The sequence below is a fragment of the Streptomyces sp. NPDC046215 genome (genome assembly GCF_040646215.1).
Lineage (GTDB): Bacteria > Actinomycetota > Actinomycetes > Streptomycetales > Streptomycetaceae > Streptomyces > Streptomyces stramineus.
Genome location: NZ_JBEYZW010000068.1, coordinates 1 through 22,817, shown reverse-complemented (window position 1 = coordinate 22,817; position 22,817 = coordinate 1). Strand labels below are relative to the sequence as shown.

Here is a 22,817-nt window from a genome sequence, read left to right as displayed (position 1 = left end):
CGCTCCGATCTCACTGGGCGGTGGTGCGGGTCGCGGCCAGCACGGTGCTGACGCAGTCGTCGGCGAGGCGGTCGGCGCGCTCGTGGGACATGGCCTCTTCGACGTGGGTGAAGTTCCAGAACAGCCGGTCGTGGCTGGTGTTGACGGCCCCCACGAACTGGCCGTTCACGGAGAGGCCCGCGACGAACTGGGCGCCTTCGACCTGCCAGGGGCCGATGGCGGCGGGGAAGGCGAACCGGCCGATGTTGGAGAGGCAGAGGTTGATCGGGCCCGCCTCGTCCATGAAGCGCAGCACGGGCTCGCTCTCGGCCTTGTTCGCCGGGCACAGCCGGCTGAAGAGGTTGACCGCGCGGAAGTGCTCTTCGCGCTCCCGCCGCCGGGCCAGGTCGGTGGTGACCGCGCGGGCCAGGGGCCACAGCGACTGTCCGGGCCGGTATTCCACGACCGAGGGGAGGGTGGCCACGAAGCTGCCGATGTCCTGCGGCGAGACCGGCGGGACGAGATCGCCGCGGAAGTCGACGGGTGAGCCGATGGCGAAGTGCCCGGGGCCCACGGCTCCGGCGTCCCGGGCCACGGCGGTCACCATCGCGGCGGCCAGCGCGCCGTGCACGGTGGTGCCTTCGCGGCGGCAGACGCGGACGAGAGCGGCGACCTGTCCGGCGTCCAGCGACCGGTGCACCAGGCGGGTGCGCCGTTCCTCGAACGGCACGGCGGTGCCCGGCCGCACCCGCCCGGGGCGCAGGCGGCTCATCAGGAACTCGTCGGCCTCCTGCTGTTCCCGGCTGCGCGCCGCGCCCTCCTCGCCCCGGTGTGCGGCCGGGAGCAGTTCCCCCAGGGGCGGCAGGACCGGGTGCGGCACGTCCGGGACCGGGCCGGAGGCGCACGCGGCGGCCAGCTCGATCCACTCGCGGATCAGGGAGAGCACGGTCGTGCCGTCCGCTGTGCAGTGCGGCAGGGTCAGCAGCAGGTCGTGCCGCTCCCCCGCCGCCGGGTCGTGGCCGGTCAGGACGACGGCGCGGGCCAGCGGTCCGGCGGACCAGTCGACGGGCTCGACGAGTTCGCGCTCGTTGAGCTCCCGTTGCCACCGGGCGTCGGCCGCCGCGCCGGTCCCCGTCACCGCCGCGGTCCGCAAGGGGACCGGCCGGCCGGTCAGGGGCACGAAGCGGGGGCGGGAGCCGTCCGGGTCCGCCTCGATCGCGACCCGCAGCAGGGGGTGGCGTGCCTGGAGGGCGTCCAGTGCCCGCCGCCAGAGCCCCGCGGGCACCGGGCCGCGCACCCGGGCGCGGGCGATGACGTGCAGGGGCGAGACCTGGTCGGTGATCCAGTACCAGCGCTCCAGGGGGCTGAGCGGCCGCCGTACGGTGCTGCGTGCCGGGCCGGGGGCCGGGGTGCGGTGCGGTGCCGCGCCGGTGGTCATGAGACGGGGACGGGCGCGTAGGTGAGCACCGACGAGTTCTGCTTGTCGAAGAGGGAGGCGGGCGCGAGGCGGAAGTACAGCTCGCGCAGCCGGGCCGGGAGCGGGCCGTCGAGCTGCTCGATGCGGCTCAGGCTCCGGGACGCCTGGACCATCTGCCGGGTCCGCGGCCGGCGGCGGGCTTCGTAGTCCCGCAGGGCGCGGGGCAGGTCCCGCGCGCCGGCCAGGCTCTCTGCCAGGGCCACCGCGTCCTCGACGGCCATCGCGGCGCCCTGGCCGAGCGCGGTCAGCATGGGGTGCGCGGCGTCGCCCAGGAGCGTCACGGGGCCGTAGCCCCAGCGCTCCAGGAACGGCCGGTCCTGCGCGGCGACGCTGACGATGGTGTCCTCGGGGGTGGTCCCGATCACCGCCCGTACCTCGTCGGCCCAGCCGGTGTACGCCCGGGCTATCTCGGCCTTGCCGCCCTGCCACTCGCGGGCGGCGGCGGGCGGCATGTTCTTCGTGCCCCACCAGTAGGCGCGGCCCTGGCCGATGTCGGCGAGGCCGAAGCGCTGCCCCGGGGCCCAGTAGTGGGCGGCGAAGCCCTCGGTGAAGCGGTGGTGCTCGAACGGCACCGTCGCCAGCCAGCACACGTAGCCGGCCTCGCGGGGCCGCTCCGGCCCGGTCAGCCGGCGGCGGACCGCGGAGTGGAAGCCGTCCGCCCCGATGAGCACGTCGCCGCGCGCGCTGCGGCCGTCCGCGAACTCGACGTCCACCTCCCGGCCCCTGACCTCGAAGCCGGTGACGGTGGCGCCCAGGTGGACGGGGCAGTCGGGGCCGACCGCGTCGAGCAGGGCCTGTTGGAGGTCGGCGCGGTGGACGGCGAAGTTGGCGGCGCCGGAGCGGTCGGCGATCTCGCCGAAGGGCATCCGCCGGATCGGCCGCCCGTCATGGGTACGGAAGTGCACGTTCCGGAAGATCCGGCCCCGCTTCGCCAGCTCGGGGGCGAGGTCGATGCCGACCGTGCGGAGCGCCGTGATCGCGTTGCACATGACGGACAGCGCGGTCCCCGCCGGGCGCAGCTCACGGGCCCGCTCGTAGATCTCCACGTCCACGCCGACCCGGCGCAGGGTGGCCGCCGCGGTCAGGCCGCCGATCCCGGCACCGATGATGATGGCCTTGTGCGGCCGGTTGCTGGTCACTGTCCTACTCGCTCTCGTCGTCGGATGTGCGGTGTCGGGGGCGGGGTTCGGCCGCCCGTGCCACCTGCTCGGCGACGGCACCGACGTGGGGCTCCTCCAGGAGCACGAGGTGGTCGCCCGGCACGTCGATCACCTCGACCCGGCCGGTGGTCAGGTCCCGCCAGCCGTTGGAGGGGTCCTGGTGCAGGCTGCTCGCCGCGCCGTGCATGGGTTCGAGCACCTGGGGCAGCGGGGCGGTGGCCCGCAGCAGCACCAGGTCCTCGTCCGCCTGTTCCGGCCGGTAGGTCAGCAGCGCGTGCCAGTGGGCCTTGAACATCGCGAAGAGGCGGCGCACCGAGGTCTGCGAGCTGTCGGCGGGCAGGATTCCGGCCGCCACGGCCCGCTCCACGACGAAGGCGAACTTGCCGTCCGCGTCAAGGCCGTCGGGGATGCTCTCCAGGGCGGTGGTGCCGCCGCGCTCCATCCACAGCAGCTCCCAGAAGAACCACTCCAGCAGCGAGCCGTCGCTGACGTCCGGCCGCTCGCCGGGTGCCACGGCGATCGGGTCGATCAGGACCAGGCTCTCGACGTCCTCGGGGTGGGTCCGGCGCAGTTGCCGGGCCATCTCGAAGGCGATGAAGCCGCCGAACGACCAGCCTCCGATGACGTACGGGCCCTCGGGGCACGCCCGCCGCATCGCTTCGAGGTAGCGGGCGGCGATCTCGGGGACGGAGTCGCCGGGCTCGGTGCCCGGGTGGGTGCCGGCGGCCTGGAGGGCGTACACCGGCCGGTCCGCCGGGAGGTGTTCCGCCAGCCGCAGGTAGCACAGGACGTTGCCGCCCAGCGGGTGGACCAGGAACATCGGCGGCCGGCTGCCCGTCGTGCGGAGGGGGACCACCGGGTCGAACCCCGGGCCCGCCTCCCGGTCGCGCAGCAGGGCGGCGAGGCCGGCGACGGTCGGTGTGCCGATCAGTGCCGACAGCGGGACGTTGACGCCGTAGAGCTTCTCGATCGTCACCACGAGCCGCATCGCGGTCAGCGAGGTGCCGCCGAGGGCGAAGAAGTCGTCGTGCGCCCCGATCTCCGGGACGTGCAGCAGTTCGGAGAGGACCGCGGCCAGGGCGCGCTCGTCCGCGTCGCGGGGCGCCACCCGGCCGGCGCCGGCCCGGGAGGTGAGCGCCCTGCGGCGCAGTTGCGCGTCGTCGCGCTTGCCGCTGGGGGTGAGCGGCAGGGCGGGCAGCCACTCGAAGTGGGAGGGCACCATGTAGTCGGGCAGGACGCCGCGCAGCCGGGCGGTCAGCTCGTCAAGCGGGACGTCTCCCTCCCGGCCCGCCTCGCCGACGAGGAAGGCCGCGAGGAAGGCGTCGGCGCCGTCGCGGCGCCGGGCCACGACGGCGGCCTCGCGGACGCCCGGGTACTCCTTGGCCAGCTTGGTCAGGGCGAGTTCGACCTCGGCCAGTTCCACGCGGTAACCGCGCATCTTGACCTGCGAGTCCTCCCGGCCGAGCCAGACGAGCTCGCCGCCGGGCAGGGCACGGGCGAGGTCGCCGGTGCGGTAGAGGCGCTCGCCCGGCGCCCCGAAGGGGTTCGGGACGAACCGCTCGTCGGTCAGGTCGGGGCGGCCGAGGTAGCCGTGGGCCAGGCACACGCCGCCGACGTACACCACGCCCTTCGCGCCGGGCGGCACGGGGCGCATGGCGGCGTCGAGCAGGTACAGCTCGACGCCGTCGATGGGGGTGCCGATCGGCGGCAGGTCGGGGAATTGTGCGGGGTCCCCGGACAGGGTGTAGCTGGTGAGCAGGTGCGTCTCGGTGGGGCCGTACTGGTTTTCCAGGACGGTGCCCGGTAGAGCGGAGCAGAAGCGGCGGATCTCGTCGGTGACGCGCAGCTGCTCGCCGGAGGAGATGATCACGCGCAGGGCGGACGGGCGGATGCCGAGCGCCTCGGACGCCTCGGCGAGCTGCTGCAGGGCCACGTACGGGAGGAAGACCCGCTCCACCTCTTCCCGGTCCAGCAGCCGCAGCAGGGCGGGCATGTCGCGCCGTTCGTCCTCGCCGACGAGCTGGAGGGTGCCACCGCCGCAGAGGGTCGAGTAGATCTCCTGGAAGGAGACGTCGAAGCTCAGCGGGGCGAACTGGAGCGTCTTGCGGCCGGCCGCGCCGCTGACCGCCGGGATCTGCCATTCCATGTAGTTGGCGAGGGTCCGGTGCGGCAGCGTGACGCCCTTGGGTTCACCGGTCGACCCGGAGGTGAAGAGGATGTACGCGACGGTCTCACCGGTGATCCCGGGCAGGGCGACCGGCTCGGCGTCCGCCGGCTCCGGCGCGAGCGCGTCGCCGAGGAGGAGCACGTCGGCGCCCGGGAAGAGGGGGATGTGGCGCTCCGGGGTGATCACGCGGAAGGGGGCCGCGCGGTCGACCATCAGGGCCAGCCGGTCCGCCGGGTAGGTCACGTCCAGCGGTACGCACGCGGCGCCGGCTTTGGCGACGCCCAGGACGGCGGCGATGGTCTCCGGCGAGCGGTCCATCGCGAGGCCGATCCGGGCGCCGGGGCCGGCGCCCAGGCGCAGCAGGCGGCGGGCCACCCGGTCGGCCGCCTCGCCCAGCCGCCGGTACGTCCAGCGCCGGCCCTCGAAGGCCACGGCGATCGCGTCCGGCGCGGCGGCGACCCGGGCGTCGAAGCGGTCGACGACGTGCGGGGGCAGCTCGGCGCGGGGGGCGGGGGCCGGTGCCGCGGCGAGGAAGGCGAAGTCGGCCTTCTCGTCGGGGTGTTCGACGATGCGGCGCAGCAGGTCGACGTAGACGCGGCCGAAGTGGTCGGCCTGATCGCGGGTGAAGAGGCGCCCGTCGTGGTCCATGCGCAGCCAGATGCGTTCGTCGGCGGGGTCGACGACGGCGTTCACCAGCAGGGCGAAGTTGGTCTCCTCGTAGGTGCGGAAGTCCAGGAGCTCCACGCCGGTGGAGCGGAGCAGTTCGGTGAGGACCCGCAGGTGGACGTAGTTGAAGGCGGTCTCGATGACGGAGTCGCCGCCGAGGTCCTCCTGGATCGCGCTGAGGGGGTAGTGGCGGTGCGGGTGCGCCTCCTGCTCCTGGAGGTGCGCCTCGTGGACCATGTCGAGCCAGGTGCCGGGGCCCGCACCGACGCGGATCGGTGTCGTGCCCAGGAAGAGGCCGGTGACGCGCTCGGCGCCGGCGCGCTCGGGCCGGCCGTGCATGACCAGCCCGGTGACCACGTCCCCCGTGCCGCCGAACAGCCGCAGCAGCAGGCAGTGGGCCGCGAACAGCACCGACTTCACCGGGACGGCGCGCTCCTGGGTGAAGCGGCGGAGCGCCGCGCCGAGCCCGTCGGGCAGCTCGACGTGGTGGGCGAACACCCCCTCGCGCCGGGGGGCCGTGTACGGCCGGTGGCCGTCGAGCTGGACGGACTCGGCCCCGGCGAGCTTGCGCTCCCAGAAGCGCTTGGTGTCCTCGGAGAGCAGGGCCCGGCGCTCGTCGAGGACGTAGTGGGCGGGAGAAGGCAGCGGCCCGGCCGGTACGGGGTCCGCGTTCCCGCCCGAGGCGTGCAGGTAGTCCTGGAGGAGCTCCCGGACCAGGGTCGCCACGCTCCAGCCGTCGAGGATCGCGTGGTGGAAGCTGAGGACGAGCTCGACGGAGTCCGGCAGGGCGTGGGCCCGGAAGAGGTAGAGCGGCGGGCTGTCGAAGACGTAGCGGTGGTGGCGGCGTTGCTCGATGTGCGCCTGGATGCGGGCTTCCGCCTCCCCTGCCGCCACCTCGCGCAGGTCCACCGTCTCCAGGCCGCCCGGGACGCGCGGGTGGACGGTCTGCAGGGGCTCGGAGAAGCCGGCCAGCGCGAAGCCGGAGCGCAGCACGGGATGGCGTGCGGCCAGGCGCTCGAAGGCGGTGTGCAGCGCCGCCTCGTCCCACGGGAGGCGGAGCGAGTAGCGGAAGACGTCGTGGTAGGTGGCGGAGTTCTCGTGCTCGCGGCTGTGGTAGAGCAGGCCGAGCTGGAGGCGGGTGGCGGGATAGGCGTCGGCCAGGCCGGCCAGGCGGGGGCGGTCGACGGCGGGCACGAGGGCGAAGGGTTCGAGCGGCGCGTCGTCCGCCGCGCCGCCGGCGGTGCTCACGTGGGCGGCCAGCCCGGCCACGGTGGGGTTGCGGACGAGGTCCGCGAGGGCGAAGTGGAGGCCGCGCCGCTCCGCCAGGGCGCGGATCCTGAGCATGAGGATGGAGTCGCCGCCGAGGGCGTAGTAGTTCTGGTGGATGCCGACCGTCCGTGCGCCCAGCACCTGTGACCAGACGGCCGCCAGGGCCCGCTCGGTGTCGTCGCGCGGTGCCTCGTCGCCGGCGGCGGCGAGCTCGGGTGCGGGCAGCAGGCGCCGGTCGGTCTTCCCGTTGGGGGTCAGGGGGATGGCGTCCAGCCGCTGGAAGTACGCGGGGACCATGTATCCGGGCAGGGCGGCGGCCAGGTGGTCGCGCAGCGCCGCCGGGTCCAGGTCGGTGTCGGCGGTGTAGTAGCCGACGAGGAAGGCGCCTCGGTCGGCCGACCGGTGGTCGGTGACGGCGGCCGTGCGGACCCCGGCGCAGGTCGCCAGGCGGTTCTGGACCTCGCCCGGTTCGACGCGGTTGCCGCGGATCTTGACCTGGTCGTCGATCCGGCCCAGGTATTCGACGCTGCCGTCGGCGAGGCGCCGCACCAGGTCACCGGTGCGGTACATCCGGCCGCCCGGGGTGAACGGGTCGTCGGTGAACTTCTCGCGGGTCAGCTCCGGCCGGTTCAGGTAGCCGCGGGCGACGCCCGCGCCGGCGACGCACAGCTCACCGCGGGCGCCGGCCGGCTGCAGGCCGTCGTCCGCATCGAGCACGTACAGCCGGATGTTGTCGATCGGGCGGCCGATCGGCACCCGGCTCACCGGCTGCCCCGGCTGGTTCGGGCAGTCGAAGAAGGTGACGTCGACGGTGGCTTCGGTGGGACCGTAGAGGTTGACCAGCCTGGGCGCGCCGGGCCCGGTGAACAGGTGGTTGAAGCGGTTCACGAGGGCGGGCGGGAGCGCCTCGCCGCTGCAGAAGACGTAACGCAGGGAACGGGCTTCGCCGCGCAGGTCCGGAGCGCCTTCGAGCAGGTCGAGGAAGGTGGCGAACATCGACGGCACGAAGTGGACGACGCTGACCCCGCGGCGGGCGACGGTGCGCAGGATCTCCCGCGGGTCCTTCTCCGCGCCCGGCGGCAGCAGGGCGATGGCGGCCCCCTCGACGGCCCACCAGAACAGCTCCCACACCGATACGTCGAAGGAGACCGGGGTCTTCTGGAGCAGCACGTCGCCCTCGCCGACGGGGTAGCGGCGCTGCATCCACGCCAGGCGGTTGACCACCGAGTGGTGTTCCACGATCACGCCCTTCGGCGTCCCCGTGGAGCCCGAGGTGTAGATGACGTAGGCCGGGTCGTGGGAGGTCGCGGCCGGTTCCGGCGGCGTGCCGGGGACGTCGGGCAGCCGCTCGACGTCCAGGACCGGCACCCCGGCGCCGCCGAGCGCGGGGACGGCTCCGGCACCGGCCACCAGGACGGCCTTGGCGCCGCTGTCCGCCAGCAGGAAGCCGATGCGCTCTCGCGGGTGGTCCGGGGCGACCGGCACGTACGCGCCGCCCGCCTTCAGGACGCCCAGGATCGCGGCCGGCAGGCGGGGGCCGCGCTCCATCAGGACCGCGACCCGGTCGCCGGGGCCCACGCCCCTGCCCCGCAGCAGCCGGGCGATCCGGTTGGCCTGCTCGTCCACCTCGGCGAAGGTGAGCGCCTCACCGGTGGCGTCCGTGAGCACGGCGGTACGCCCCGGGGTGCGGGCGGCCTGCTCCTCGAACAGGCCGTGCAGGGTGCGGTCCGCCGGGTAGGCGCGGGCCGTCGCGTTGACGCCGTCCACGAGCTCGGCCCGCTCGGCGGCACTGAGCATGGACACCTCGGCGAGGGGGCGGTCCGGGGTGTCGAGGGTGCGCTCGATCAGCGTCTTGAGGTGCCGGCCGACGGCCTCGACGGGGAAGTCCTCGTCGAAGATGTCGCAGCCGTAGTCCATGTCGACGAGGAGGTCGCTGACGTCGTCGAGCTCGTTGACGACGACGGCCAGCGCGTCGGTGTCGTGGGCCCGGGCCTGCACCACGGTCTCGTACGTGACCCCGGGTATCTCCAGCGGCCGGGGCCAGCGCAGGTGGGCGATGGTGACGTCGAACAGGCGCCGGGGGCCGTCGCTGCTGTGCAGGGGCAGCTCGCGCAGGAGGTCGCCCAGCGGCAGCCGCTCGTGCGGCTTGAGGGCGCGCGTGGCCGCCCGGACCTCCGCCACCAGGGCGTCCATGGTCTTCGTGCCGTCCGGGCGGGCCCGCAGGGGCAGGGTGTTGGCGAAGTGCCCGACGGTCTGCTTCTGCTCGTCCGTGGGGCGGTTCAGGAGGGGGACCCCGAGCACCACCTCTTCGGTGCGCAGCACGCGGGACAGGTAGACGGCGAAGGCAGCGGAGACGAAGGCGAAGACCGATGCGCCGCGCTCCCGGATCCGGTCGACGAGGGCGCGCTCGATGACGAAGCTGTGGCGGGCGCTGCGCCGGGACCCGCTGGCCTCCCTCCGGGGGAAGAACTCCGGCACCGCGCCCGCCATGGCCTCGCGGAAGAACTCCCGGTCGGCCCGGTGCTCCCTGGATGCGCGGTAGGCGTCCTCGGCCGTCACGAAGTCGACGTACCGCGGTGCCCCGGCCGGCAGGGGGGAGCCGGTCCGCAGCACGTGCTCGTAGTCCGCGCGGACCCGGGACATGAGCAGGTTCAGGCCCCAGGCGTCGGCGACGATGTGGTGGGCCTTGACGTGCGCGTAGACGACGGAATCGGACTCCAGGAGCAGGGTCAGCCCGGACGTACGGCCGCCGCGGAGGTCGAAGGGCCGGTCGAAGGAGTCCCGTATCCAGCGGCGGCAGGCGGCCGCGGGGTCGGGCTCGGCCCTCAGGTCGACGGTGCGGACCTCGGGGGCGTCGGCGAGCCACTGGTAGGGGGTGCCGTCGGTCTCCTCGAAGCGCAGCCGGAAGGCGTCGGCCGACCCGGTGGCCCGGTGCAGGCACTCCGTCAGCAGGCCGAGGTCGAGCGTGCCCTCGAAGCGGTCGTAGATCTGGCAGTTGAACTGGGGGTTCTGCGGGAAGTTGGCGTTGGCCGCCCAGACGTCCCGCTGATACGCCGTCAGCCGGGTCCGTTCGATGGCATTCACAGGATGATCCCCTCGCACGCGTCCGCTGATCCGTCCCGATCCTGCCGCCGGGGGCGGGGCGCATCCAGAACGCGGGGATCCTGGTACTCACGGTGCTGGGATGAGCGGTGCCACGGGCGGCGGGGCCCGGCCCGCCGGGCGACAGCGCCCCGCACCGGTTTTCGGCTCACCGGTACCCCCCGCCTCAAACCTTGATCTCCATCTCAGTTCACGGGCCATCCATTGCATTAAGCTGCCACCGGAACGCCGGACACGGGTTCCTACGTAGTGCGGAGAACGCCCCCTGTGCGCCGGGGGGTTGCGATGCGGGACCGGCCGCTCGGCACCACCGGCACCGGGCGGTCCCGCTGCCTGTCACACAACGGTGGATACGTCGGAAATCTGTATCGGGAAGAAGACGAAGAACATTGATGACTGGTGTCGCATTACCTGACAACGAAGTCAGCAGGCAGGAACTCGCCCATTTCTTGCGCACCCGGCGGGAGAGGCTCACTCCGACCGATGTCGGCCTCCCCAACGGACCCCGGCGGCGTACCCCTGGGCTGCGCCGGGAAGAGGTGGCGATTCTCGCCGGATTGAGTCCTACCTGGTACACGCTGCTCGAACAGGGAAGGAACGTTTCCCCGTCGTTCAAGGTACTGGACAGTCTGGCCAGCGCGCTCAATCTCGCCGAGCACGAGCGGGAATACATCCGCATGCTCGTGCACAGCCGCGTGTTCCCCCAGCGCGTCGAGAGGCGGCACGCCCCCACGGAGGCGGCACTGCAGCAGGTGGCCGACTCGCTGAGCCCCAACCCGGCCTATGTGATCAACAAGGTCGGCGACATCCTGGGCTGGAACGACGCCGTGGTCGAGTGGTACACCGACTTCGGCGAACTCCCCGAGAGCCGCCGCAACCTGCTCTGGTGGCTGTTCACCTCGCCCGAGGCGCCCGTCCGCCTGGTGGACTGGCGCAGCGACGCCCGCGACCAGGTCGGCAGGTTGCGCGCGGTGTCGGCGAGCTTCCCCGGCCGCTCCTGCGTCAGCGAAATGGTCGAGGAGCTGAAGCGGGTCAGCGGGCTGTTCCGCAAGTGGTGGAACGAGTCCCATGTGCTCAACGCCGAGCCGCAGTTCCGCCGTCTGCGCCACGCGCGGCGGGGCACGGTCCCCATGCGGCTGGTCACCCTCGCCGACGGGCTGCACCCTTCCCTGGAGGTCGTCTACCACCTGCCGGATCCGTCGGCCCGGTAGGCCGGGTACGCGAGCGGGGCCGGGGATCGCCTCCCCGGCCCCGCTCCCGCGCCGTGGCGGCGTCAGGCGCTGTGGGCCAGCGTGCGCGGCGAGATCACCTGGTCGATCAGGCCGAAGTCCAGGGCCTGCGCGGCGGTGAGGACGTGATCCCGTTCGATGTCCTCGCGGATCTGCGTGGCGTCGCGCCGGGTGTGCCGGGCGAGCATGGTCTCCATCAGCTCGCGCTGCCGCTGGATCTCCTGGGCCTGGATCTCCAGGTCGGACACCTGGCCCTGGCGGCCCTGGGTGTAGGGCTGCTGGATGAGGATCCGGGCGTTGGGCAGGGCCATGCGCTTGCCGTGGGTGCCGGCGGCGAGGACGACGGCCGCGACCGCGTTGGCCTGGCCCAGGCACACCGTCTGGATGTCGGGCTTGATGAACTGCATGGTGTCGTAGACGGCGGTGAGCGCCGTCAGCGAGCCACCGGGCGAGTTGATGTACAGGGAGATGTCCCGGTCGGGGTCCAGGGACTCCAGGCACAGCAGCTGGGCCATGACGTCGTTCGCCACGACGTCGTCGACCTGGTGGCCGAGGAAGATGACCCGTTCCTCGAAGAGCTTCGCGTAGGGGTCGTACTCCCGGGTGCCCTGTGACGTGCGCTCGACGAAACGCGGGACGATGTAGCGGCTCTCCGGGCGCAGGGCGCCGGGCCCGGGAGACATGGTTGCCGGGAGCGAATGGGGCAGGCTCACTGGGCGGGGCCCTCCGTGTGTGGGTGTTCTGTCGCCGGGCGAAGGACTACTTGGGGGACACCCCGCCGGCTCCGGGCATGTCCGCCGTCGATCCCATGACCTCGTCGATCAGGCCGTATTCCTTGGCCTCGTGCGCGGTGAACCAGCGGTCCCGGTCCGAGTCCCGCGTAATGGTCTCGGGGGACTGGCCGGAGTGGTGGGCGATGAGGTCCGCCATTTCCCGCTTGGTGCGGATGAGCTGCTCGGCGTAGATCTTGATGTCCGAGGCGGAGCCGGCGAGCCCGGCGGACGGCTGGTGCATGAGAATCTTGGTGTGCGGGAGCGCGAAACGCTTGCCCTTCGTGCCCGCGGTGAGCAGGAACTGCCCCATGGAGGCGCAGAATCCCATCGCGATGGTCACGATGTCGTTCTTGACGTACTGCATCGTGTCGTACACCGCCATGCCGGCGGTCACCGAGCCGCCCGGCGAGTGGATGTACAGGTAAATGTCCCGCGTCGGGTCGGTGGCCAGCATCAGCATCTGGGCGGTGACGCGATTGGCGATATCGTCATCGACCTCCTTGCCCAGGAAGATGATGCGGTCCTGGAGGAGACGGCTGTAAACGGCGTCCCCGAAGGGAGATGCGCCGGCACCGTCGGAGCTCTGAGGCATCATCCGGCTCGACTCGTGCGGGAACTGCTGAGTGCCCATCGAATTCCACTCCTCATCCTTGCGATGTCCCGGACGCCGGCCCGGGTTTCGTCCATTCGATCAGCGAAGCGGGAGTGGTCGGCCCCCACCCTCACACCTGGCGAAGCTAACACGCGGCCCGTCCCCGCGAGGCGCCGCTGACGGGCAGTTCGCTGAGAGCAGATGAAGCCCGAACGAACCGTCAAGTGGCTTGAAATCAAGCAGTTTTGTCCGTGCTGACGACCTCGGGGAGGAGAGCGTTCCGGCGGTCGGCGGCCGACAATGGTGCATATGGAAAGAATGGGGTGCCGGATCCGGCCAGCCGGTCAATCCCCGGCGTGCCGGCGGGAAGAGCGGTACGGCGGGGGCGGCCCGGTCGGGAGTAGTACTCGGAGTACCAGCATGCGGACGTTCTGGATACGCGGGCGCCCGCCGTGAAGTGTGGAGCGGGAATGGCCGCCCGTACGAGGGAGCTCGCATGCAGGAACGACGTGCCGTGGTGACCGGTGGTACCAAGGGCATCGGGCTGAGCCTCAGCAGGCGCCTGGTGGCGACGGGTTACCGGGTCGTCGCCCTGTACCGGGGCGACCAGGAGTCGGCCGCCGCCGCCGTGAAGGAACTGGGCGAAGGCTTCACCGCGCTCCGGGGCGACGTGGCCGACGCCGGTGACGTCGCCCGCGTCGCGGAGCTCGTCCTGGCGGAGCACGGGGTGCCGCACGTCCTCGTCAACAACGCGGGGCGGAACATCGACCGTCCGTTCCTGGAGCTGACGCCCTCGGACTGGAACCAGGTCATCGAGGCGAACCTGTCGGGCCCCTTCTACCTCACCCGGGCCCTGGCTCCGGCCATGCTGGAGGCCGGCGGCGGGTCCGTCGTCAACGTGGCCGCCACCACCGGCATCCGGCCCCGGCTGAACGGGGCCAACTACTGCGCCAGCAAGGCCGGGCTGCTGCACCTCACCAAGTGCCTGGCCCTGGAGCTCGCGCCGACGATCCGGGTGAATTCGCTCATCCCCGGGATGATCGACACCGAGGAGATGCGCACGCGGTACCGGACGGCGGAGCAGGAGCACCACGACCGGCTGCTGGCCGAGATCCCGCAGGGCCGGATCGGCAGCCCGGAGGAGATGGCCGATGCGCTGGAGTTCCTGGTGAGCGAGAAGGCCGCTTACATCACGGGACAGAAATTCATCGTGGACGGCGGGCAGTTCATGTGGTGACGGGCCCGGTGGGCGCCGCCGCACAGCCATGCCGCACCTCCCACAGCACGGACGACCGAAAGGGAAGACCCGCATGCAGTCGCGCATCGACCGATACGAAGCCTTTCTGACCACTCAGTACCGGGACGGCTTCCGCAAGCCGGAGGAGTACTCGATCTCCGAGATCAGCCCCGCGCTGCGGGACCGGATGAAGAACGGCCACTTCAAGCGGGTCGTCTTCACCGGCATGGGCTGCTCCGCGATCGTCTCCGACGTCGTCCGTGCCTTCTTCAACTCCATCGACACGGACTTGGAGTTCCACGTCTTCAACGACTACGACTTCCGGTATCTGATACCCGCCTCCGTCATGGACGACGAGCGCACGCTGATCGTCCTGAGCTCCTACAGCGGCCACTCGACCGAGCCGCTGCACGTCTTCCACCGCCTCGCGCACGCCCACGACCGGGTGCTGCTGCTCACCTCGGGCGGCAAGCTCGGCGAGCTGGGGCAGCGGCACGGTGTCTCGATCGCGCGCTGGCAGCTGACCGAGCCGGACCGCGAGTACCCGCTGTTCCACGTGGGCCAGTACTTCGCGATCCTGCTGGACATGTTCTTCGAGCTGGGGCTGATCTCCCAGGACTTCGGGCCCGAGGTGGCCGCGCTCCCGGACCACCTGGAGACCGACTTCACCGCCGCGCACCGCGAGCTGGCCCGTACGGCCGCCGCGCGCAGCCGGGACGCCAACGTCATCATGCTGGCCTCCCCCCTGTGGCACGAGAGCCTGCTGAAGCTGGCGAAGATGCACCTCAACGAGATGGCGATGGTCCCCGCCACGCGGAACTTCTTCCACGAGTTCTGCCACAGCGAGGTAGCGACGCTGTCCGACCCCACGCGCAAGCACAGCGTCCTGATCTTCCAGGACGACCAGGACGACGCGTACACGCGGCAGAAGATGACGAACCTGGTCGGCCTGCTGACAAGTGACCTGCCGCAGAACCGGAACATCGAGGTCACCGAGATCCCGCTGACCCAGCCCACCTTCATGCGCAAGTACTTCACCGCGCTGGAGCTAGTCCAGTACCTCACACTCGACCTCGGCCGGTACCGTGACACCACCTCGCGGAACCTGATCTCCGAGGCCGCGGGCAACCCCTGGTACCACGGCGACACCATCCGCGCGGAGCTGGCCGCCGGCTGAGCCGCCCCCTTCCGCATACCGCGGCCGCGGCCCGGCTCGCAGCGGCCCGCGGCCCCCGCCGACCGCCCGCGCCGGGCCGAACCGCCCGGCTGCGCCCTGCACGTACGGGATCTTCTGGGCCGGATCCATCCCGCCCGCCCGCACGACACGTACGGCGGGCTACGGGCGGCGCAGACCTGGGTCGTCGCGGCCCCCGGACCCCGGGGCGCGCTCGCAGCCGTGTGCGAACGGGGCGAAGGGGAGTTGCGAGCGGGCCCGCCGAACACGGGCGGTGCCCGGCCCCGGCGGGGAGCGTCGGGCGCACCGGGTCACAATCCCGCTCACGCTCCCGCCCGCGCCCACGGACCCGGGGTCGGCGGGCGAATAAACACCGCTCCCCCATACGCCGGATCATGTCGTAGACGGGGCGCGGCGATCGAAGTCAACCGGGCACGCACACCGCGCCGGAGCAGGTGCGGCGGGCCGCAGGCCAGCGGCTCAACAGGCGAATCCGATGAGGGTCAAATGCCGTCGTGTCCACCGGAATTACCCAGAAGTGATCAGGCTCACATACCTTTGGTTCCGCTCGGAATCCGTACCAGGGCTGCGCCAAGATCCCGTCGACGACAAGACCCCGCCATCCCGGTGGGGCGGTCCCGGTGGACGCCGAACCCTGCCGCCGCCGGGATGCAGGTCGACTGAGTGCATCGGCAGGGATGGAGGACCCAAGCATGGTGGGACGACCAAGAGTAGTGCGGTCGGCCCTTGGGGTGAAGCCGTTGACGCGGCCGGGCATACTTCGCCTGCCCGAACCCGACAGGTCATCCTTCACAGGCGGCTGACGAAGGGTTGAAGAATGGGCGCGCACAAACGTCCGTCAAAGATGTCCAGGGCCGGCGCGGCGTCGGCCCTCACGCTCGCAGCCGTCGGTGCCACCGTTCTGGTGCCGGGCGGCGCGGCCGGCGCCGAGGCATCGACCGTCTCCACCACGGCACTGCGCATCGCGGCCTCGAAACAGGGTTCCCCCTACCAGTGGGGGGCGACCGGCCCGTACCGCTTCGACTGCTCGGGCCTGACGCTCTACTCCTTCAAGCGGGCGGGCAAGCAACTGCCCCGCACCGCCGCCCAGCAGTACAACCGCACCCGCCACATCCCGCGCGCCGCGCGGGAACGCGGTGATCTGGTGTTCTTCGGCTCGGGGCGCGGCATCTACCACGTCGGGATATACGCCGGTGGCGGCAAGATCTGGCACGCTCCCAAGACCGGCTCGGTCGTCCGCCTGGAGCGGATCTGGACCAACAGCGTGCTCTACGGCCGGGTGAACTGACCGCCGGACGCGACCGCCGCCGGGCGCACCGCCCGCGGCGCGGCCGGGCCCGGGGCAGCGGGCCCGGCACCACCCCGGGCCTCCGCGCACCGCGCGGGGGCCCGGGGCCCTGCCGCCCCGTCCCCGCCCCGTTCAGAGTTCGGCGCTGACCGCCACGGTCCACGGGAGCGAGATCCACACCGTCTTCCCGCCGTCCGAGGTCGGGGTGAAGAAGAGTCTTCCCCCGCGCTCCGCGGTGAGACAGCGGATGATGACCATGCCCCGCCCGTTGTCCTGCTGGACGGCCGCCGGCAGCCGGCGCGGGAAGCGGGGGTGACTGTCGGTGACGCCGATGCGCAGCTGCTGATCCCGCTCCAGGCGGACGTCGACGGTGAAGGTGGGTGACTGGCCGCGGGTGTGCTGCACGGCGTTGGTGGCGAGCTCGGAGACGATCAGCCGCACCGTCTCGGCGGTGTCGGTGCCGCCGGGCAGCCCCCATTCCGCGAGCACACCGGCCACATAGCGGCGTGCCGTGGAGACCGAGGCGGGGGCGCTCGGCAGAGTGACGGTGGCTTCTTGCTGGTCTGCCATGGCGGTGTCCCTTCCTACCGGGGCCGGACTCCGACGCTTTGCGCAGTGAAGTCGAGAGCGGCCTCGGACGGCTCTTCGCGACAGACTGCCACTGATAACGGGTGTGATGGGGGCGATCCTCCGAGATATGCATATATCTGTCGCTCGAAGCGGTGAACTCTACGACGGAAGCCCATATTTGGGCGGCACACTGGACTAATGACACAGGGGTAACGGACCGGGGGTGCCGTCGCCGATAAGGCGATCGCGGAAAACGGCCGGGCGGACGAGCCGTTCACCTCGGGCGGAGGGAGGGGCCGATGCGCAACGGACCTGCGGTGCGCCGCCGCAAACTGGGCGCGGAGCTGCGTCGGCAGCGCGAGCTCACCGGGCTGACCAGTCTGGAAGCCGCGCGGGCGGTGGGCTGGCACCAGTCGAAGGTCAGCCGGATCGAGACGGGCAGCAGTGGCGTGAAACCGGCGGACGTGGCGCTGCTGCTGGATGCGTACGGAGTGTCGGATCCGGAGCTGCGCGCCCTGCTGGGGGCCCTGTGCGGGGCGGGGTCCGCCGATGCCGAAGGGGCCCGGCGCGGCTGGTGGTACGCCTATCGCGACCGGCTGCCGCCCGCGTATCTGGACTTCATCAGCCTGGAGTCGGAGGCTTCCCGTCTGCGCACCCTGGAGACCACGGTGGTGCCGGGCCTCCTGCAGACCCCCGCGTACGCACGGGCCGTGACCCGGGCCGCGCTCCACGACCCGCCGCCCGAGCAGGTGGAGGAGCTGGTGCGGGTGCGTCTGGCGAGGCAGTCGGTGCTGGAGGGCGACCGGCCGCTGGAGCTGTGCGCCGTGCTGGACGAGGCCGTGCTGCGCCATGAAGTAGGCGGGCCGGAGGTCATGGCCGGGCAGTTGCGGCACCTGATGAAGACGGGTTCACAGGGGCATGTGCGGCTGCATGTACTGCCGTTCTCCCAGAGCGGCCATATCGGCATCACAGGACCTTTTGTTATCTTCTCATTTCCGCGCATTGCTGATCTGGATGTGGTTGTTCTCGACCACTTGACGAGTAGCCTCTACCTGGAGCGGAAAGAAGACCTCCGGGCGTACGGCGCGGCATTCGCGACGCTGCGGGCGCACGCCCTCTCGCATGAGAACTCGTTGGATTTCATCGCCGGGATCAACGACGGCGCGTGAGGAGGCACCATGTCCGCAATGCCGCGGTATGTACCAACCTGTGGCGCAGTGTGGCGCCGCAGCAGCTACAGCACCGGAATGAACAACTGTGTGGAGACGGCCGGCCTGCGCCCCGGGCTGCTCGCCGTACGCGATTCGAAGAACACCGCCCGACCGGCCCTGCTGTTCTCCCCCGTCGCCTGGACCTCCTTCGTGGGAGGACTGCGCGACGGCCGCATCCCGCTCTCCGGCCGCAGCGCCGGGTAAGGCTGAGCCTCAGGCGGCCGGCGCGGTGCGTACGACCGTGCCGGCCGCCTCGGCCACCTGCCGGTCCGACAGGTCCGCGCGCGCGGTGAGCCGCAGCCGCGAGATGCCGTCCGGCACGGACGGCGGCCGGAAGCAGCCCACCGCGAGCCCTTCGGCACGGCAGTCGGCCGCCCACCGGACCGCGGCCTCCGGCGAGGGAGCCCGCACGGACACCACCGCCGCGTCGGGCCGGGCCGCCGTCAGCCCCGCGGCCGTCACCCTCCCGTACAGCTCGGTGGCCACGTGCCGGGCGCGGGCCGCCCGCTGCGGCTCGCGGCGCAGCACCGCCAGGCTCGCGAGGGCCGCGCCCACCGCCGCCGGGGCGAGGCCGGTGTCGAAGATGAACGTGCGGGCGTTGCTGACGAGATGCCTGATCACCCTGGCGGGGCCGAGCACCGCGCCGCCCTGGCTGCCCAGCGACTTCGACAGGGTGACGGTGGCGACGACGTCCGGCGCGCCCGCCAGCCCCGCCGCGTGCACGGCGCCGCGGCCGCCGTCGCCGAGGACCCCCAGCCCGTGCGCGTCGTCGACGAGCAGCGCCGCGCCGTGCTCCCGGCACACCGCGGCGAGGGCTCCCAGCGGGGCGGCGTCACCGTCGACGGAGAAGACGGAGTCGGTGACGGCGAGCGCCCGGCCGCCGTGGGCCCGCAGCGTCTTGGCCAGGTACTCGGGGTCGGCGTGCGGCACGACGGCCGTCGCGGCGCGGGCGAGGCGGCAGCCGTCGATGAGCGAGGCGTGGTTGCCGGCGTCGGACACCAGCAGCGTGTCCCCCTCACCGGGTTCGCCCGGCCCCGACAGCGCGGTGACGGCGGCGAGGTTGGCGGCGTACCCGGAGGAGAAGACGAGCGCCGCCTCGAAGCCGCAGAACGCGGCCAGCTCCTCCTCCAGCCGTGCGTGCAGCGCGGTGCTGCCGGTCACCAGCCGGGAGCCGGTCGCACCCGCCCCCCAGCGGCGGGCGGCCGCGGCGGCCGCCTCGGTGACCTCGGGGTGCCGGGTGAGCCCGAGGTAGTCGTTGCCGGCCAGATCGATCAGCGGCGAGTCGGCGGGGCGGGGCCTGAGCGTCCGTACGAGCCCTGCCGCGAGACGCCGTTCGTGGTGCCGGTCGATCCAGTCGAACGGGTCCTGGGGCATCGGCTCTCCCTCGCGTTCCATGGCGCCGCGGGTCCACCGCGCACAGATCGTCGCGCACAGGTCGAGCCGGAGGGCCTTTGTATGCACTGCATAGAACGTAGTCGCCCGCGGGCCCGGTCAGCGTGTGGCAATACACACACCTCAAACCACCCCTGTTGTCCGGTCCCTCCATTGGCCCGGGGCAGTCGCGTGGGTAAGGATCTCCGTCATGGACCTGCTGAACACGCTGGTGGACAAGGGGCTGCGGCGGGAGCTGCCGACCCGTGAAGAGGCGCTCGCCGTACTGGCGACCTCCGATGACGAACTGCTCGATGTGGTGGCCGCGGCGGGCAAGGTGCGCCGCCAGTGGTTCGGGCGCCGAGTGAAGCTCAACTATCTGGTCAACCTGAAGTCGGGGCTCTGCCCCGAGGACTGCTCGTACTGCTCGCAGCGGCTCGGTTCCACGGCCGGGATCCTCAAGTACACCTGGCTGAAGCCGGAGGAGGCGTCGAAGGCGGCGGCGGCCGGTGTCGCCGGCGGTGCGAAGCGGGTCTGCCTGGTGGCCAGCGGCCGCGGGCCCACGGACCGCGACGTCGAGCGCGTGACCAGGACGATCGAGGCGATCAAGGAGCAGAACCAGGACGTCGAGGTGTGCGCCTGCCTCGGTCTGCTCTCCGGCGGGCAAGCAGAAGCGCTGCGCGCCGCGGGTGCCGATGCCTACAACCACAACCTCAACACCTCCGAAGCCACGTACGGCGACATCACCACCACCCACACCTATGCCGACCGTGTCGACACCGTGCAGCAGGCACAGGCGGCGGGCATGTCGGCCTGCTCCGGGCTGATCGCGGGCATGGGCGAGAGCGACGCGGACCTGGTGGACGTGGTCTTCTCGCTGCGCGCGCTGGACCCGGACTCGGTGCCGGTCAACTTCCTCATCCCCTTCGAGGGGACGCCGCTGGCCAAGGAGTGGAACCTCACGCCGCAGCGCGCGCTGCGCATCCTGGCGATGGTCCGGTTCGTCTGCCCGGACGTGGAGGTCCGGCTGGCGGGCGGGCGCGAGGTGCACCTGCGCTCGATGCAGCCGCTCGCCCTGCACCTCGCCAACTCGATCTTCCTCGGCGACTATCTCACCAGTGAGGGCCAGGAGGGCAAGGCCGACCTCGCCATGATCGCGGACGCCGGCTTCGAGGTGGAGGGCACCGACACCACCACGCTGCCCGAGCACCGCGCCGACGCCCTGGCCGGCGGCTGCGGCGGGCACGCGGGCGGCGGCTGCGGGCCGTGCGGTGACGGCGGGGCCGCGGACGGTGCGGAGAGCGCGGACGGTGTGCCGGCCGCGGCCGGTCCCGCGGTGACCGTGCCCGCTCCGGCCGGGGACGCCCGTACCGATCTGGTCGCCGTCCGGCGCCGGGGCGCGGGGACGGACGTACCGCCCAATGCCTGAGCCCCTCACCCCCGGCGACCTGCTCGCACTCGACCGGCAGCACGTCTGGCACCCCTACGGTCCGATGCCGGGCCGGCAGGAGCCGCTGGTCGTGGAGTCGGCGTCGGGGGTCCGGCTGCGGCTCGCCGAACCGGTGCACGGCTCCGTCGAGTTGATCGACGGGATGTCGTCGTGGTGGTCCGCCGTCCACGGCTACAACCACCCGGTGCTCAACGAGGCCGTTCAGGCGCAGTTGGGGCGGATGAGCCATGTGATGTTCGGCGGGCTCACGCACGAGCCCGCCGTGCGGCTGGCCGCCCGGCTGGTGGAGATCACGCCCGAGGGCCTGGAGCACGTCTTCCTCTGCGACTCCGGCTCGGTGTCGGTCGAGGTCGCCGTGAAGATGTGCCTGCAGTACTGGACGTCGCTCGGCCGGCCGGAGAAGCGGCGGCTGATGACGTGGCGCGGCGGCTACCACGGCGACACCTGGCAGCCGATGGCGGTGTGCGACCCGAAGGGCGGGATGCACGAGCTGTGGTCGGGGGTCCTGCCGCAGCAGCTGTTCGCGGACGCGCCGCCGCACGACCACGACACCGACGCGGTGCCGGCGTACTCGGCGCACCTGCGGGAGCTGATCGCCCGGCACGCCCACGAACTGGCGGCCGTCATCGTGGAACCGGTGGTCCAGGGCGCGGGCGGCATGCGCTTCCACGACCCGGAGTACCTGCGGGTGCTGCGGGCCGCCTGCGACGAGCACGGGGTGCTGCTGATCCTCGACGAGATCGCGACCGGGTTCGGGCGCACGGGGCGGCTGTTCGCCGCGGAGCACGCCGGGATCACCCCCGATGTCCTCTGCCTCGGCAAGGCGTTGACCGGCGGTTATCTGTCGATGGCGGCCACGCTGTGCACGCCGCGGGTCGCGGACGGCATCTCGCGGGGTGCGGTGCCGGTGCTGGCGCACGGGCCGACGTTCATGGGCAACCCGCTGGCGGCGGCGGTGGCGAACGCCTCCATCGATCTGCTGCTGTCGCAGGACTGGCAGACGGAGGTCAAGCGCATCGAGGCCGGGCTGCGGGACGGCCTGGCGGAGCTGGTGGGACAGCCGGGCGTCCGCGACGTGCGGGTGCTCGGGGCGCTCGGGGTGGTCCAGCTCGACCACCCGGTGGACATGGAGGCGGCGACGCGGGCCGCCGTGGCCGCCGGGGTGTGGCTGCGGCCGTTCCGGGACCTGATCTACACGATGCCGCCGTATGTCACGGGCGACGACGACGTGGCCCGGATCTGCGCGGCGGTGCGGGCGGCCGCGGCGGCCGGACAGCCGGGATAGCGGGGGCGAGGAGAGAGACATGTCCGTACTGATCATCAGCGGCACCGACACCGAGGTCGGCAAGACCGTGGTGACGGCCGCGGTCGCGGCGGCCGCCATGGCGGCCGGCCGGTCCGTCGCGGTGCTCAAGCCCGCGCAGACGGGCGTCGCCGCCGGCGAGCCGGGAGACGTCGCGGAGGTGGAGCGGCTGGCGGGCGCCGTGACGGGGGCCGAACTGGCCCGCTTTCCCGAGCCCTTGGCGCCCGCCACGGCGGCCCGCCGGGCGGGCCTTGTGCCCGTGGGCCCGGCGGAGGTCGCGAAGGCGGCGGCCGCGCTGGCCGAGGACCACGACCTGGTGCTGGTCGAGGGGGCCGGCGGGCTCCTGGTCCGGCTGGACGACACGGGCGCGACCCTCGCGGACGCGGCCGGGCTGCTTCGGGCGCCGGTCCTGATCGTCGCCCGGGCGGGCCTCGGGACGCTCAACGCGACCGCGCTCACCGCGGAGGCCCTGCGGGCGCGGGGGCTGCGCTGCCAGGGGGTCGTCGTCGGCAGCTGGCCCGCCGAGGCCGACCTGGCGACCTGCTGCAACCTCGCCGACCTCCCCGAGGCGGCGGGCGCGCCGCTGCTGGGCGCCGTACCGGAGGGCGCGGGCACCCTGCCGCTGGCGGGCTTCCGCACGGCGGCGCGGGGGTGGCTGGCGCCGGAACTGGCGGGCACGTGGGACGCGGCGGCCTTCAGGGGGGCCTTCCAGCGGTAGCTGGGAGGTGCGTGCCCCCCTGGACGGGCTGGCAGTGGCTGAGGTCAGCCACTACCAGCC

At 72.5% G+C, this 22,817-nt stretch carries 16 protein-coding genes and 1 riboswitch; of the genes, 9 read left to right on the top strand and 7 right to left on the bottom strand.

Features of this window, described 5'->3' with window-relative positions:
* Positions 1 to 10: 10 nt before the first annotated feature.
* Genes ABZ951_RS25025 through ABZ951_RS25015 form a run of 3 tightly spaced genes read right to left on the bottom strand, consistent with a single transcriptional unit; the run spans position 11 to position 9,802 of the window.
* Positions 11 to 1,417 (bottom strand): short-chain dehydrogenase, encoded by a 1,407-nt coding sequence (locus ABZ951_RS25025; RefSeq protein WP_344092573.1) that lies wholly within the window; start codon positions 1,415 to 1,417, stop codon positions 11 to 13.
* Positions 1,414 to 2,595: an FAD-dependent monooxygenase gene (locus tag ABZ951_RS25020; RefSeq protein ID WP_344092571.1), complete on the bottom strand. Its 1,182-nt coding sequence runs from the start codon at positions 2,593 to 2,595 to the stop codon at positions 1,414 to 1,416. Before ABZ951_RS25020 ends, ABZ951_RS25025 begins: the two co-directional genes overlap by 4 nt.
* 4 nt (positions 2,596 to 2,599) lie before the next feature.
* Complete coding sequence (locus ABZ951_RS25015) at positions 2,600 to 9,802, bottom strand: amino acid adenylation domain-containing protein (protein WP_344092569.1); 7,203 nt, start codon at positions 9,800 to 9,802, stop codon at positions 2,600 to 2,602.
* Between the two features lie 410 nt (positions 9,803 to 10,212).
* Here ABZ951_RS25015 and ABZ951_RS25010 point away from each other — a divergent pair, with 410 nt between their 5' ends.
* Positions 10,213 to 11,031, top strand: a complete 819-nt coding sequence (locus ABZ951_RS25010; RefSeq protein ID WP_344092567.1) for a helix-turn-helix transcriptional regulator — start codon at positions 10,213 to 10,215, stop codon at positions 11,029 to 11,031.
* Between the two features lie 62 nt (positions 11,032 to 11,093).
* Here the strand turns inward: ABZ951_RS25010 and ABZ951_RS25005 are convergent, their stop codons facing one another.
* Positions 11,094 to 11,732 (bottom strand): ATP-dependent Clp protease proteolytic subunit, encoded by a 639-nt coding sequence (locus tag ABZ951_RS25005; protein ID WP_344092565.1) that lies wholly within the window; start codon positions 11,730 to 11,732, stop codon positions 11,094 to 11,096.
* A 76-nt stretch (positions 11,733 to 11,808) separates the two neighbouring features.
* A complete protein-coding gene (locus ABZ951_RS25000; protein ID WP_344092598.1) occupies positions 11,809 to 12,417 on the bottom strand; it encodes an ATP-dependent Clp protease proteolytic subunit in 609 nt (202 codons plus the stop codon).
* Between the two features lie 493 nt (positions 12,418 to 12,910).
* Between ABZ951_RS25000 and ABZ951_RS24995 the strand changes: the two genes are divergently transcribed.
* The 3 genes from ABZ951_RS24995 (at position 12,911) to ABZ951_RS24985 (ending at position 16,134) form a co-directional block, all read left to right on the top strand.
* Positions 12,911 to 13,651 (top strand): SDR family NAD(P)-dependent oxidoreductase, encoded by a 741-nt coding sequence (locus ABZ951_RS24995; protein ID WP_344092562.1) that lies wholly within the window; start codon positions 12,911 to 12,913, stop codon positions 13,649 to 13,651.
* A 73-nt stretch (positions 13,652 to 13,724) separates the two neighbouring features.
* The gene (locus ABZ951_RS24990) at positions 13,725 to 14,828 is read left to right on the top strand and encodes an SIS domain-containing protein (RefSeq protein WP_344092560.1); all 1,104 of its coding nucleotides are present in this window, start codon (positions 13,725 to 13,727) and stop codon (positions 14,826 to 14,828) included.
* Positions 14,829 to 15,461: 633 nt separating this feature from the next.
* Positions 15,462 to 15,660, top strand: a riboswitch (cyclic di-AMP (ydaO/yuaA leader).
* A gap of 3 nt (positions 15,661 to 15,663) precedes the next feature.
* Positions 15,664 to 16,134, top strand: a complete 471-nt coding sequence (locus ABZ951_RS24985; RefSeq protein WP_344092558.1) for a C40 family peptidase — start codon at positions 15,664 to 15,666, stop codon at positions 16,132 to 16,134.
* 132 nt (positions 16,135 to 16,266) lie between these two features.
* Here ABZ951_RS24985 and ABZ951_RS24980 read toward each other — a convergent pair whose 3' ends face one another.
* Entirely contained in the window at positions 16,267 to 16,704 is a 438-nt protein-coding gene (locus ABZ951_RS24980; RefSeq protein ID WP_344092556.1) for an ATP-binding protein, read from the bottom strand.
* 299 nt (positions 16,705 to 17,003) lie between these two features.
* Between ABZ951_RS24980 and ABZ951_RS24975 the strand changes: the two genes are divergently transcribed.
* Both ABZ951_RS24975 and ABZ951_RS24970 read left to right on the top strand, forming a co-directional pair.
* A complete protein-coding gene (locus tag ABZ951_RS24975; RefSeq protein WP_344092553.1) occupies positions 17,004 to 17,873 on the top strand; it encodes a helix-turn-helix transcriptional regulator in 870 nt (289 codons plus the stop codon).
* Between the two features lie 9 nt (positions 17,874 to 17,882).
* Entirely contained in the window at positions 17,883 to 18,119 is a 237-nt protein-coding gene (locus tag ABZ951_RS24970) for a DUF397 domain-containing protein (protein ID WP_344092551.1), read from the top strand.
* A gap of 9 nt (positions 18,120 to 18,128) precedes the next feature.
* On the opposite strand, the gene ABZ951_RS24965 is transcribed toward ABZ951_RS24970, so the two are convergent.
* Entirely contained in the window at positions 18,129 to 19,289 is a 1,161-nt protein-coding gene (locus ABZ951_RS24965) for an 8-amino-7-oxononanoate synthase (protein ID WP_344092596.1), read from the bottom strand.
* 208 nt (positions 19,290 to 19,497) lie between these two features.
* Here ABZ951_RS24965 and bioB point away from each other — a divergent pair, with 208 nt between their 5' ends.
* From bioB to bioD, 3 genes are read left to right on the top strand one after another with little or no spacing between them, the layout of a single operon-like run.
* On the top strand, positions 19,498 to 20,715 hold the full coding sequence (bioB, locus tag ABZ951_RS24960; RefSeq protein ID WP_344092548.1) for a biotin synthase BioB: 1,218 nt from the start codon (positions 19,498 to 19,500) through the stop codon (positions 20,713 to 20,715).
* Positions 20,708 to 22,021, top strand: a complete 1,314-nt coding sequence (locus ABZ951_RS24955) for an adenosylmethionine--8-amino-7-oxononanoate transaminase (RefSeq protein ID WP_344092546.1) — start codon at positions 20,708 to 20,710, stop codon at positions 22,019 to 22,021. The genes bioB and ABZ951_RS24955 overlap by 8 nt, the downstream gene beginning before the upstream one ends.
* Positions 22,022 to 22,040: 19 nt before the next feature.
* A complete protein-coding gene (gene bioD, locus ABZ951_RS24950) occupies positions 22,041 to 22,757 on the top strand; it encodes a dethiobiotin synthase (protein WP_361280724.1) in 717 nt (238 codons plus the stop codon).
* Positions 22,758 to 22,817 lie beyond the last annotated feature (60 nt).

Excerpts from the sequence above, each read along its gene's own strand:
- ABZ951_RS24955 (WP_344092546.1), top strand. The coding sequence starts at position 20,708 with ATGCCTGAGCCCCTCACCCCCGGCGACCTGCTCGCACTCGACCGGCAG.
- ABZ951_RS24965 (WP_344092596.1), bottom strand. The coding sequence starts at position 19,289 with ATGCCCCAGGACCCGTTCGACTGGATCGACCGGCACCACGAACGGCGT.
- ABZ951_RS25025 (WP_344092573.1), bottom strand. The coding sequence starts at position 1,417 with ATGACCACCGGCGCGGCACCGCACCGCACCCCGGCCCCCGGCCCGGCA.
- ABZ951_RS24985 (WP_344092558.1), top strand. The coding sequence starts at position 15,664 with ATGGGCGCGCACAAACGTCCGTCAAAGATGTCCAGGGCCGGCGCGGCG.
- ABZ951_RS24970 (WP_344092551.1), top strand. The coding sequence starts at position 17,883 with ATGTCCGCAATGCCGCGGTATGTACCAACCTGTGGCGCAGTGTGGCGC.
- bioB (WP_344092548.1), top strand. The coding sequence starts at position 19,498 with ATGGACCTGCTGAACACGCTGGTGGACAAGGGGCTGCGGCGGGAGCTG.
- ABZ951_RS24980 (WP_344092556.1), bottom strand. The coding sequence starts at position 16,704 with ATGGCAGACCAGCAAGAAGCCACCGTCACTCTGCCGAGCGCCCCCGCC.
- bioD (WP_361280724.1), top strand. The coding sequence starts at position 22,041 with ATGTCCGTACTGATCATCAGCGGCACCGACACCGAGGTCGGCAAGACC.
- ABZ951_RS24995 (WP_344092562.1), top strand. The coding sequence starts at position 12,911 with ATGCAGGAACGACGTGCCGTGGTGACCGGTGGTACCAAGGGCATCGGG.
- ABZ951_RS24990 (WP_344092560.1), top strand. The coding sequence starts at position 13,725 with ATGCAGTCGCGCATCGACCGATACGAAGCCTTTCTGACCACTCAGTAC.
- ABZ951_RS25000 (WP_344092598.1), bottom strand. The coding sequence starts at position 12,417 with ATGATGCCTCAGAGCTCCGACGGTGCCGGCGCATCTCCCTTCGGGGAC.
- ABZ951_RS25010 (WP_344092567.1), top strand. The coding sequence starts at position 10,213 with ATGACTGGTGTCGCATTACCTGACAACGAAGTCAGCAGGCAGGAACTC.
- ABZ951_RS24975 (WP_344092553.1), top strand. The coding sequence starts at position 17,004 with ATGCGCAACGGACCTGCGGTGCGCCGCCGCAAACTGGGCGCGGAGCTG.
- ABZ951_RS25005 (WP_344092565.1), bottom strand. The coding sequence starts at position 11,732 with ATGTCTCCCGGGCCCGGCGCCCTGCGCCCGGAGAGCCGCTACATCGTC.